Below are 11,759 nucleotides of genomic sequence, written 5' to 3'. Positions count from 1 at the left end.
GGCCGCCGCCGCGCCCACCGCGCCCGCCGTCGCCGTGGCGTGAAACCCCGCCGCATGGCGCGTGCCCAGGGCTTCGCCCAGGCGCAGCGAGACTTCGTAGCCGGCGATGATGGCGTCCGCGACCCGCCGCTGCGTCATGCCGCCGTCCGCCGCCAGCGCCAGCGCCGGCGTGACCGACACCACGCCCGGGTGCAGCATGGCGGCGCGGTGCGCGTCGTCGATTTCGCGGATATGGGCGATGGCGGCATTGGCGAAGGCCGCGCCATTGGCGTTGAGGGCCGGGCCGCCGAAGACGGGCGCTGGTCCCGCGCCGGGCTGGCAGTCGAGCGCCACGCGCCGATAGCGGGCCGCGGCCGGCGTGCCCGCGGCGGACCAGCCCGCGGTGAACCAGTCCAGCAGCGCCTGCGCCAGCCGTGCGCGCGTGGTCGGGGAGATCTGGCGCCGTTGCAGATCGGCCAGGTGGGCCACCAGAGTGTGTTCAGCGGAGATAGTCATCGTCGTTTCGTTGAATGGAATATTTTTCATTCAACGAAACGATAGGCGATTTGTCAAGCGCCATGGCGGGCGCGCACTCCGGGACGCCGCGCCTATCGCCGGCCCGCGCCCTGCAACGCGGTCAGCGCCGCGAGCCGCGCCAGATCGGCGCCGGCGGGGGCCGCGGCCAGGGCCGCGCGTATCCGCTGCGCCATCGGCTGGTTGAAATCGGCCGCGATCGCGGCGCGCACGGTGATGCGCCCCGTGGCGCTGTCGAGCAGCAGGTCCGGGGTCACGCCGTCGCGGTCCAGCGGCGTGCCGTCGGACCGGTACACCCGCGCGCTGGTCACCACCAGCGCGCCCTGCGCGTCGGGCAGCGGCAGGACGGTCTGGATCGTGCCCGCGCCGGCGGTCCGCGCGCCGATGAGCAAGCCGCGGCCATGGTCCTGCAGCGCCGCCGCGACGATTTCCGCGCCGGCGCCGGTGCGCGCGTCCACCAGTATCACCATCGGCACGTCGTGCGGCAGGCGGCCGTGCCGGGCAACGAGCGTGACGGTGTTGGGCGGCGTGCGGCCGCGCAGGCTGCCGAGGCGGGTGCCTTCGGCCAGGACCGCGCCCGCCACGTCCTGGGTTGCCTCGAGCAGGCCGCCGCTGTTGCCGCGCAGGTCCAGCACCACGCCGGCCAGGGGCGCGCCGTTGCCCGCGATCGCGGTATCGAGCGCGGTCCGCAGCTGTTCGCCGGTCTGGCTCTGGAAGGCGGAGATCCGGATCACCGCCACCGCGCCGGCCCATTCCGGGCGCACCGAGGGCGGCGCCTGGACCGGGCCGCGCACGGGGTGCATGACGAGCGGGGCGGCGGCGCCGGGCCGCTGGATCACCACCTGGGGGCGGGTGCCCGGGGCGCCGCGCAACAGCGCCACCGCCTCGGGCAGCGGCAGGCCGGCGGTCGGGCGGCCATCGACGCTCGCGATGATGTCGCCGGCCTGGATGCCGGCGCGTTCGCCCGGGCTGCCGGGCAGGGGGCGCTCGACGGTCAGGGCGCCTTGCTGCATTGACATTTCGAGACCGATCGACGCCGGCGGCGGCGCCATCTCGGCGCGCGTGGCCACGCGGCTGTGGGCGTCCAGGCTGGCCAGCATGCCGCGCAGGGCCGCCTCCAGCGCCGCGGCGCGCGGCGCGCCCGCGTCAAAGCGCAGGATCTCGTCGGCCAGGATGCGGGTCTGCGGCGTGATGCCGGCGGCCTTGTCCTCGGCCTGGATCGCCTGCGCGATCGACGCCTTGCGCGCGTCGTCGGCGGCGCCGGGCAGCGCGGCGAGCGCGCGCAGGCCATGCACCGCCAGCGCGCGCGAATCGAGCGGGTCGACGTACTGGTCCGTGAGCTGCGTCAGCGCCGCGGCCAGCGTGCCTTCGACCTGCTGGCGCGATTGTGCCCGGGCGGGCGGCGCCAGCGCGATGCCGCAGGCAAGCAGCAGCGCGAGCGCGGGCCGCGGCAAGCGGGGCCGGGACGCCTGGCGCGCGCCGATCACTGCACCTTCACGCGCACCGCGGCGCCGGGACGCGGTTCGAACGCCGGCACGGTGCGGTTCTTCAGGGCCTCGCCCTTGGGGCCCCACACCAGCGTGTCGGTGGGGAAGCTCTCATCGCGCGTCATCCTGTCGATCTGCGCCGCCACCAGCTTGGCGGCGCCGTCCACCTCAGGGTTCCAGGCGTACACGCCCCACTGGCCGTACCAGGCCGCGGGCGCGTCGGCGTCCAGGCGCCGGTCGGGGCATATCACCAGGCCCTTGTCGAGCAGCACGCGCAGGCCGCCCACCGGCACCAGCTTGACGGCGGGGGTGGTGCGCTCCTTGCTGTGTCCGGGGCATACGTTGGCGCTGCGCGCCACGGTGGTCTCGACGACCTCGCGGTCGGATTGGGCAACGGCGGTCGATGCGGCGCACAGGGCGAATGCGGCGGCAGTCCAGGCGAGAGGGATACGGCGGGTCATGCGTGGCCTCCTGGTCCGGGAGCGGACGGGTCGGTGGGTGGAAGTCCTGGCTGCCGGCCGCGCGGATGCGGGCCGGCGGACAAGGCGGTCATGGGGTTGGCGGCGTGCGCGGGCGGTCGGGGCGGATGATCCGCCAGAAGCTGGCGCCCACCACGGCGCCCAGCGCGGCGGCGGTCAACGGCACGATGGGGCGCGACACGATGGTGTCGGCCATCATGGCCAGCGCGAGCCGCAGATCGCCGGGACCGAATATCGAGGAAAGCAGGATCAGCGCGCACCAGCTCACCAGGCCGATGGCGGTGAAGGCCAGCAGATAGGGCGCCAGCGTGGCGCGGCCGCGGCGGCGCAGCGCGAAATGCGCGGGCAGGCCCAGCAGCAGCATGGCGCCGGCGCCCGCCGCCGCGCCCAGCAGGGTGGCGATCAAGGTCCAGTCCGGCTGCTCGGCGGCTGCGATGAAATCGGGCTGGCGCCAGAACAGATGGGCCTGCAATCCGATGACCAGCGCGGACCAGAAAGGTCCGGCCAGAAAGGCAAGGAGAAGTCTCGTCATGCTGCGGAGTGCGGCGCCGGTGCGGGCACGCGGCGCCTGGCTTTTTTGCGTGCGGCGATCTTATCAGCCGCCATGTTTCGCTGGCGGTTACAGGTGCGACAAGATCCAGGCGGCCGTGCCGCGACCGCCCGTCGCCGCCGTGTCAGAAATCCATCGTCGCCGACAGGCTGATGGTCCGCGGCTGGCCGAGATACAGCCAGTTGCTGGAACTGCCCGACCAGTAGTCGCGGCCGAATGCGTTGTTGATGCCGGCGCGCAGCACCAGCGGGCGATCCCAGGCGCGGGTCTTGTAGCGGGCGCCGAAATCCCAGCGCGTCCAGCCGGGAATGCGGCGCGTATTGGCCTGGTCGAGATATTGCGGGCTGGTGGAGGTCATGCGCGCGGTGAGCGTCAGGCCGGGCAGGGCGGACAGGTCGTATTCGCCGCCGAGGTTCACCTGCCAGCGCGAGACGTTGGGCGCGATCTTGTCGTCGTACAGGCCGCCATCGGTCTTGGTCAAGCGCGGATCGGTGTAGGCCACGCCGCCCAGCAGGCGCAGGCCGCGCGCCGCTTCGCCGAAGACGTTCAGCTCCACGCCGCGATTGCGCTGTTCCATGCCGACCTGGTAGGTCGAGGTGCCGTCGCCGTTGGCGACCGCCAGGCCGCTTGGTTTCTCGATCTGGAACAGACTGACGGTGCCGCTGAAGCGGCCGAAGTCGTACTTCACGCCGACCTCGCGCTGCTTGACCTTGATCGGCGCGAACATCTGCCCGGCGTTGGTGGTGCCCATCGGCGCGGTGTCGCCCTGGATCAAGCCCTCGATGTAGTTGCCGTAGATCGACAGGTCCGTCGCCGGCTTGATCACGGCGGCGAGAACGGGGGTGATGGCATGTTTGTCGTAGGTGGCGCTGGCGACGCCGATGCCGGTGTCGGTGACGATGTTCCTGACCCGCTGGTAGCGCGCGCCAAACGTCAGCGCGATGCGGTCGTCGAGCCACGAGACCGTGTCGGACAGCGCCACGGACGGCAGCCGCAGCGAATTGGTCTGCGGCGGGTTCGACGAAAAGCCGTCCGTCGACGGACGGCTGACGCTGACGGGATGGTAGATGTTGGTGGTGAAGCTGGAGAACCCGTAGTACGCGTTCGTATAGCCCGTGTCGCTGGTCAGGTGGGTCGCGCTCAGGTTGACCTGGTGCTTGAACGCGCCGGTCTCGAAGGCGCCGCGCACGCCGGCCTGGACGACCCGGTTCTCGATCCAGTTGGGCCAGTAGTAGACGGTGGCCTGGGCGTTGCCGGCGGCGTCCGTGACGAACAGGTCGGTCGACAGATAGCGCGACCGCGTCTTGCTGGCGCCGACCGCGCCGTACACGCTCCAGTCGGGGTTGAGGTCGTACTCGGCCTTGGCGAGCAGGTAATCGCTCGTCGACCTGGAATACTCCCAGTCCTGGGCGATCTGGCGCCTGGCGGAGGGCGGCCTGGGAATGGACAGACCATCATCGATGCCGAACCCGGCCGCGCCCTGGGGCGCTTCGTTGTTCATCGTCTGGTGTCCCGCGTCCAGCGATGCGCGCGCATTGACGCCGCGATAGTCGATGCCGACCACCGCCGCGCCGAACTCGACCGATTGCCCGGCCGTGGCGGTTTTGCCGTCGCGGTACAGGCCGTTGAAGCGGATGCCCCATTGATCGTCCTGGCCAAAGCGGCGGCCGAAATCCAGGTGGCCGCCGACGTTGCCGTCGGACAGGTAGGTGGTGGTCAGGCGCGTCAGGGGCTTGTCGTCCGCGTGCTTCGGGACCATATTGATCGCGCCGCCGACGGCCCCGCCGGCGCCCGTCGCCATGCCGTTCAACAGCGCATTCGGGCCCTTGAGAATCTCGACGCGCTCGACCAGTTCGGCGGCGCCCGCGCGGCTGGAGATGATGCCGGGAATGCCATCGAGCAGGATCGAGTCCTGGACGGACAGGCCGCGGATCATGAAGATCTCGCCGCCCGCCGCCGCGTTCGTCAGGCCATAGGACACCGTGCGCACGGAGGGATCGTTGGCCAGCACATCGGCGATGGTGATGGCCTGCTGGTTCTCCATCAGTTCGGCGGTGTAGCTGGTGGTGTTGAACGGCGTATCCATCAGGTCCTTGTTGCCGAGCAGCCCCATGCGGCTGCCGCGCGCGACCTGGTCGCCAGCGTAAGGCGCCGGCAGGCCGCCGGCCGGTTCGGCGCTGGCGGTGACGGTCACGGCGGGCAGCGTGGTGGGGGATCCGGACGTCGCGGCGGGCAGCGCGCGCAGCAGGTAGGCGCCATTCGTCTGGCGCACCGCTTCCAGGCCTTGCCCCGAGAGCAGCGTCGCCAGGCCGGCCTCCACGCCATACGTTCCCCGCAGTCCCGCGCTGGCCTTGCCCGCTGTCAGGCCGCCGGGCGCGGACAGCAGCACGCCCGCCTCCTGCGCGAAGCGGTTCAACACCGTGGTCAGCGGACCGGCGGCGATGTCATAGCGCCGCGTCTGCGCGGCGTCCGCCTCGGCCCGCGCCGGCACGGGCCAGGCCGCCGCGCAGAGCAGGGGGCCGGCGATGGACAGGTGCAGGGTGAGCAGCAGGGGGCGCAAGGCGGTGTCGGGCTTGCCCGCGGTCAGGCGGCGTGGCGCGGACGTGACGCGGTGCGGGAGGCGGCTACGGCGGTACATGGATGGCTATCCTCGAAGGTTGAAGGCGATGAGGCGACCAGCGAGGGCGGCGGCGGGCGCGCGCTGTCTGATCGACGCTTATCTCTTGAACCGGATGAGGCGGAAAAAGGGGAACCGTCCTACGCGGGAAAATTGCCGGGCTAGCGGGCGTCGACCGTGATCCACCAGGGCAGCGAGTGATGGATGTGGATCGGCAAGGTCTGCGCCAGCATGGCCAGGGCCTGGTCCGTGTCATCGGTCGGATAGACCCCCATGACCTTCAGGCTGGCGACGGCGGGCGCCACGTTGATATGGCCGCGACGGTAGCGGCTCAGTTCGGCCAGCAGGTCACCCAGCGGCATGTTGTCGGCGAGCAGGATGCCCTTGCTCCAGGCCGCGCGCATGTCGTCGGCGCCATCCAGCGGGGTCAGCGCGCGGTCGTCGAAGCGCGCCGCCCCGCCCGCTTCGATGCGCCGTTGCCCGCCATATTGCGTGAGGATCTCGACGGCGCCGTCGAACACGTCCAGGCGTGTCTGCTGGTCGGTCAGCCGAACCGTGAAACGGGTGCCCAGGGCCTGCAACCGGCCGAACCGCGTCTGCACGAAGAACGGCCTGCCCTGGGCGTCCGGAGCGGTCTCGATGAGGATTTCGCCGGCCAGCAGCGCCAGGCTGCGCATGCTGTCCTGGTAGCGCACCTGCAGCGCGGTGCCGGTGTTGAGCCAGACCCGGGAGCCATCCGCCAGCCGCAGCTCGCGCCGTTCGCCCGTGCCGGTGGCGTAGTCGGCGCGCAGCGCCGCCACCAGCGCGGGCAACGGTGTGTGGCGCCATCCCAGCCACGTCGCCGCGCCCAGGCCCAGGATGCCGGCCAGGCCGTTGACGACCCGGCGGCGCGTGGCCAGCGAGCGGCGGGCGGCGGCGACGCCCGCCGCGGCCGCGGCGCCGCCGGCGCTGGTCTCCCGCAATGGCATGAACTTGCGGCTGACCGCCTCGATGTGTTGCCACGCCCGGCCGTGGGCGGGGGAGCCGGCGAGCCAGGCGCGCCACGCGGCGCGTTCCTGGTCGGAGACGGCCGCATCGCCCAGCGTCGCGTACCAGTCGGCGGCCTGCTTGAGATGTTCGACGGTGACGCCGCGCTCGTCGGCGTCGTCGCCATTGTCTGCGGGCACGGAAGACGCGTCGCCGGCCAGCATGGTCAAGCCTTCAATCCGGCTTCGATCAGCGCGCATTCCAGCATCGCCTGGGCCATGTACTTCTTGATCATGCGTTCGGAAACGCCCAGCTCGACGGCGATCTCGCGATACGGCATGCCATCGACCTGCGCCATCACGAACGCGGCGGCGGCCTTGTGCGGCAGGCGGCCCAGCATGCGGCCGATGTCGAGCAGGGTCTCGATGACGATGGCCTGGTGCTCCGCCGAGGCCGTGACCGGCTCGGGTTGCGCGGCCAGCGCATCGAGCCAGGCGCGCTCGACCTCGCGGTGGCGCCACAGATCCACGCACAACGCGTTGCCCACCGTGCGCAGATAGGCGCGGGCTTCCGCCACGCTGCCGAAGCGGGGAAATACCGTCTTGCTCAGCAGCCGGATGAAGGTGTCATGCGCCAGATCCGCGGCGTCGGCGGCATTGCCGAGCCGGCGGTGCAGCCAGCTGCGCAGCCAGCGGTGGTGATCGCAATAGAGGGCCTGCGCGGCGGCAGGGGTCGGGCAGTCGGAGGCGCTCACGGGATCAGGGCTGGGAGGGGGCCGGCGCCGTCGGCTGGCGGCGCGGGCTTTGAATCGAAAATGAGAATTAATCATCGTAGCGTAAACGTGCCGCCTCACACAACGCGCCGCAGGCGGAACAGCGGGCGCGCGCCGCCTCGTTCCGGCTGCGGCGCTGCCGCGCCTGGCGGGGGATGCGCACGGGAAATCCCTGATCCGCGGCGCATTGCTTGCGCGGCGAATCCGTGGCTAGAATATTTATATGTGCTATCGAAGTATTGCCAATCAATACTTGTGGCGTAGATGAATATCGACGGCCGGACGCCCGATTCGGGTGGGTGCGAGGACCGTCCAAGCTGGGGAACCGCATGCGGATTGACGAGTACGAAGGGCTGGACGGCCTGGATCTGGCGGCATTGCTGGCGCGCAAGGAAGTGCAGCCCGCCGAGTTGATGGACTGCGCCTTGCAACTGGCGGAGCGGCGCGGCAAGCCGCTGAACGCGTTGACCTACGTGCAGCCGGAAACGGGCAAGGCCCTGGCCGCCGAATGGCGCCAGCGCGGAATCTTCCGCGGCATCCCGTTCCTGCTGAAGGACTCGGGGCTGCCCAGCCGGCGCTTCCCTTCCAGTCTGGGATCGCATCTGTTCGACGACGTGTCGTACCCGTTCGATGCCACGCTGGCCGAGCGCTTCGAGGCCTCGGGGCTGGTGCCCTTCGCCCGCACCACGGTGTCGGAACTGTGCATGGGGCCGTCCACCGAAGCCCGCCGCAATGGCGGCGCGACCTTGAACCCGCGCGCGCTGGACCGCTCGGTCGGTGGCTCCAGCGGCGGCGCGGCGGCGGCGGTGGCCGCGGCCATCGTGCCGGTGGCGCATGGCAGCGACGGCGGCGGTTCGATCCGCATTCCCGCGGCCTGCTGCGGCGTGTTCGGCCTGAAGCCGAGCCGCGGCCGGGTGCCGATGGGGCCGGCGCGCGGCGAAGGCTGGGGAGGCATGGCCTGCGAGGGCGTCATCACCCGCAGCGTGCGCGACACGGCGGCGGCGCTGGACGGCATCGGCGGCTACGCGCCGGGCGCGCCCTACGCCGCGCCGCCGCAGCCCGGCTCGTACCTGGACTCGGTGCGCGAGCAGCGCCGCGAACCGCTGCGCATCGCCGTCTGGCGGCAGGCCTGGAACGGCATCGCCATCGCGCCGGAATGCCTGGCCGCCGTCGACCGCACCGCGCGGCTGTGCCGCGAACTGGGTCACGAGGTGGTGGAGGCGCCGCTGCCCGACCTGGACTATTCCGGATTCGTGCGCGCCCACGGCACGGTGCTGGCCACCAACATCGTGCTGGCGGTGCAGGCGCGGCTGGCCGCGCTGGGCCGCGACCTGCGCGACGATGACCTGGAGCCGGTGATCCGCGACGGGCTGTCGATCGGGCGCGGGCTGTCGTCCACGCAGTACGTGGATTCGATCAACCGCTTCCATGCGATCGGCCGCGCCATCGAGTCGGCCATGACGGGCGTCGACCTGGTGCTGACGCCGACGCTGGCGCAGCTGCCGGCGGTGCTGGGCGACCTGGCGCTGGAAGGCGGGTTCTGGGCGTTCCGCGAAAAGGTGTCGCGCTACGCGACCTTCCTGGCGGTGATCAATGCCTCGGGCCAGCCGGCGGCCAGCCTGCCGCTGGACTGGACGGCCGCGGGCGTGCCGGTGGCCAGCCAGCTGATCGGGCATTTTGGCCGCGAGGACCAGATCCTGCGGCTGGCGGCCGAGCTCGAACGCGCGGCGCCCTGGGCCGGTCGGCAGATCCTGCTGCCCTGATCCGCATCGCGGCGCGCCGCGCGGGCGGCAGCGTCGTTCCACACCATACAAGGGGAAGAAATGAAGCGATCCATCCTGTTTTCCGCCGCACTGCTGCTGGCCGTGGCGGCGCCGCTCGCGGCCGTGCCGGGCGCCAGCCAGGCGCAGACCACCGCCCGGTTCGTGATGCACGCGCCGCTGCGCGTGCTCGACCCGATCCTGACCTCGGCCTACGTGACGCGCAACCACGGCTATCTGGTGTACGACACACTGTTCTCGATGGACGCGACGGGCCATCCCCAACCGCAGATGGTGGCGTCCTGGACGGTGTCGGCGGACGGGCTGGAATACACCTTCAAGCTGCGGCCGGGCCTGACGTTCCACGACGGCGCGCCGGTCACCGCGGCCGACGTGGTGGCGTCGCTGCAGCGCTGGGAGGCTGGCGACCCGACCATCGGCAACCGCCTGAAAAGCGTGACGGCGGCGCTGGCCGCGCCGGCCGCCGACACCTTCACGCTAAAGCTGAGTGCCCCCTATGGCCTGGTGCTGGAATCGCTGGCCAAGGAAAGCTCGCCGGTGCCGTTCATCATGCCGCGGCGCATCGCGTCCGTGCCGGCCTCGCAGGCGATCACCGAGGTGATCGGCTCCGGCCCCTACAAATTCGTGCAGGCCGACTTCCAGGCGGGCGTGAAGGCCACCTATGTGAAGTTCGCCGACTACGTGCCGCGCCAGGAGCCGGCCAGCGCCTTCGCCGGCGGCAAGCTGGCCAAGATCGACCGGCTCGAACTGGTGAACATCCCGGACAGCCAGACCGCCGTGAACGCGCTGCGCAACGGCGAGATCGACTTCATGGAAGACGTGCCGCCGGACCTGATGCCGCAGCTCAAGGACGCCAAGGGCATCACCCTGAAGTCGTATGGCAAGAACTCGAACATGTTCACGCTGCGCATGAACTGGCTGCAGCCGCCGTTCGACAACGTCAAGGTGCGCCGCGCCGCGCTGGCGGCGCTGAGCGAGGTCGATTACCTGGACGCGCAGATCGGCGATCCGGCGATCTACCAGGTCTGCGGCGCGGTGCTGACCTGTGTCTCGCCCTATGCCTCGGAAGACGGCGCGACGCAGACCCAGGCGCCCGACCTGGCGCGCGCGCGCCAGCTGCTCAAGGAAAGCGGCTACGCGGGCGAGAAGGTGGTGGTGCTGCACCCGACCGACCTGCCGATCTTCGCCAACATCGCGCCGGTCACCGCGCAGGCCCTGCGCAGCATCGGCATGAACGTCGAGATCCAGTCGATGGACTGGGCCACGCTGCTCAGCCGCCGCAGCAAGAAGGAGCCGGTGGCGCAGGGCGGCTGGAGCATCTTCCAGTCGAACCTCTCCAGCCTGGACCTGACCTCGCCGGTGGCCAACCCGAACCTGGACAGCCGCGCCGACTCGACCTATCCCGGCTGGACCCACGACGCCGAGATGGAGCGCCTGCGCGACCAGTTCGCCCAGGCCAAGACCGAGGACGCGCGCCGCGAGGCGGCCGCCGCGATCCAGCGCCGCAATTATGAGCAGGTGATCTACGTTCCCCTGGGCGGCTATTCCAAGTTCAAGGGCTACGACGCCAAGTTCGCCGACATGGTGGATGCGCCGATTCCCCTGTTCTGGACCTCGCCGAAGTAGCGCCGGGGAATCGTCATGCTGAATCTGATCTTCAAGCGATTGCTGGCCGCCATCCCGGTCATGCTGGTGGTGGCCACGGTGGTGTTCCTGCTGCTGCGGCTGGCGCCGGGCGATCCGGCCCGCATCATCGCCGGCGACATGGCCAGCGAGCAGGCGGTGAGCGAGGTGCGCGCGCAGATGGGGCTGGACCAGCCGCTGCTGACGCAGTACGCGCTGGCCATGGGCGCGCTGCTCAAGGGCGATCTGGGCGCATCCATCATTTCCCGCGAGCCCGTGGCCACGCTGATCGGCCAGCGGCTCGGCCCGACCCTGGCGCTGGCGCTGTGCGCCATCCTGCTGACGGTCTGCGCGGCGATTCCGCTGGGGGTGTTCTCGGCCTGGTGGCACCGGCGGCTGATCGACCGGGTGACGCTGGCGGTGACGGTGCTGGCGTTCTCGGTGCCGGCCTTCGTCGTCGGCTACCTGCTGATCCTGGTGTTCTCGGTCAAGCTGAACTGGCTGCCGGTGCAGGGTTACGCGGGCCTGGCGGCCGGCTTCGTCACCTTCCTCTACCACATGGTGCTGCCGACCGTGACGCTGGCCACGGTGTTCGTGGCGCTGATCACGCGCATCACCCGCGGCAGCATGCTGGAGGTGCTGGGCGAGGACTTCGTGCGCACCGCGCGGGCCAAGGGCGTGCCCGAACGCTACGTGCTGTACCGCCACGCGCTGCGCAACGCGGCGGTGCCGATCGTGACGGTGATCGGCCTGGCCCTCACCACGCTGATCAGCGGCGTGGTGGTGACCGAGACCATCTTCAACATTCCCGGCGTCGGCCGCCTGATCGTCGACGCCGTGCTGGCGCGCGACTATCCGGTGGTGCAGGGCACGATCCTGTTCTTCTCGTTCGTGTACGTCTTCATCAACCTGGCGATCGACCTGCTGTACGTGGTGCTCGATCCGCGCATCCGCTACTGAGGCCGGATCTC

Annotated in this window: 10 protein-coding genes; 3 read left to right on the top strand and 7 right to left on the bottom strand. The window is 70.8% G+C overall.

Going from position 1 to position 11,759, the window contains the following annotated elements; all coding sequences use genetic code 11:
- The 7 genes from H0523_RS24580 to H0523_RS24550 all read right to left on the bottom strand — a co-directional run.
- The coding region (locus H0523_RS24580) for an MmgE/PrpD family protein (protein ID WP_180180176.1) at positions 1-495 on the bottom strand (495 nt) is incomplete at its 3' end.
- Between the two features lie 92 nt (positions 496-587).
- On the bottom strand, positions 588-1,967 hold the full coding sequence (locus H0523_RS24575) for a S41 family peptidase (RefSeq protein ID WP_156350978.1): 1,380 nt from the start codon (positions 1,965-1,967) through the stop codon (positions 588-590).
- 29 nt (positions 1,968-1,996) lie between these two features.
- Positions 1,997-2,461, bottom strand: coding sequence for a hypothetical protein (locus tag H0523_RS24570; RefSeq protein ID WP_054428849.1), 465 nt, complete (start codon positions 2,459-2,461; stop codon positions 1,997-1,999).
- An 88-nt stretch (positions 2,462-2,549) separates the two neighbouring features.
- Positions 2,550-3,011 (bottom strand): hypothetical protein, encoded by a 462-nt coding sequence (locus tag H0523_RS24565; RefSeq protein WP_054428848.1) that lies wholly within the window; start codon positions 3,009-3,011, stop codon positions 2,550-2,552.
- A gap of 142 nt (positions 3,012-3,153) precedes the next feature.
- On the bottom strand, positions 3,154-5,667 hold the full coding sequence (locus H0523_RS24560; RefSeq protein WP_082404303.1) for a TonB-dependent receptor: 2,514 nt from the start codon (positions 5,665-5,667) through the stop codon (positions 3,154-3,156).
- A 140-nt stretch (positions 5,668-5,807) separates the two neighbouring features.
- The gene (locus H0523_RS24555; RefSeq protein WP_238924843.1) at positions 5,808-6,812 is read right to left on the bottom strand and encodes a FecR domain-containing protein; all 1,005 of its coding nucleotides are present in this window, start codon (positions 6,810-6,812) and stop codon (positions 5,808-5,810) included.
- Between the two features lie 26 nt (positions 6,813-6,838).
- Entirely contained in the window at positions 6,839-7,366 is a 528-nt protein-coding gene (locus H0523_RS24550) for a sigma-70 family RNA polymerase sigma factor (protein ID WP_054428847.1), read from the bottom strand.
- Positions 7,367-7,713: 347 nt separating this feature from the next.
- Between H0523_RS24550 and H0523_RS24545 the strand changes: the two genes are divergently transcribed.
- From H0523_RS24545 to H0523_RS24535, 3 genes are read left to right on the top strand one after another with little or no spacing between them, the layout of a single operon-like run.
- Positions 7,714-9,147 carry an amidase gene (locus tag H0523_RS24545; protein WP_054428846.1) on the top strand — a complete coding sequence of 478 codons (1,434 nt, stop codon included), beginning with the start codon at positions 7,714-7,716 and terminating at the stop codon, positions 9,145-9,147.
- Positions 9,148-9,207: 60 nt separating this feature from the next.
- Entirely contained in the window at positions 9,208-10,791 is a 1,584-nt protein-coding gene (locus H0523_RS24540) for an ABC transporter substrate-binding protein (RefSeq protein WP_054428845.1), read from the top strand.
- Between the two features lie 15 nt (positions 10,792-10,806).
- A complete protein-coding gene (locus tag H0523_RS24535) occupies positions 10,807-11,748 on the top strand; it encodes an ABC transporter permease (protein ID WP_054428844.1) in 942 nt (313 codons plus the stop codon).
- Positions 11,749-11,759 lie beyond the last annotated feature (11 nt).

It is taken from the genome of Achromobacter insuavis (assembly GCF_902859645.1).
Taxonomy (GTDB): Bacteria; Pseudomonadota; Gammaproteobacteria; order Burkholderiales; family Burkholderiaceae_B; genus Achromobacter; species Achromobacter insuavis.
Note: the sequence above shows the minus strand (reverse complement) of the source record. Positions and strands in the feature narration are given on the sequence as shown.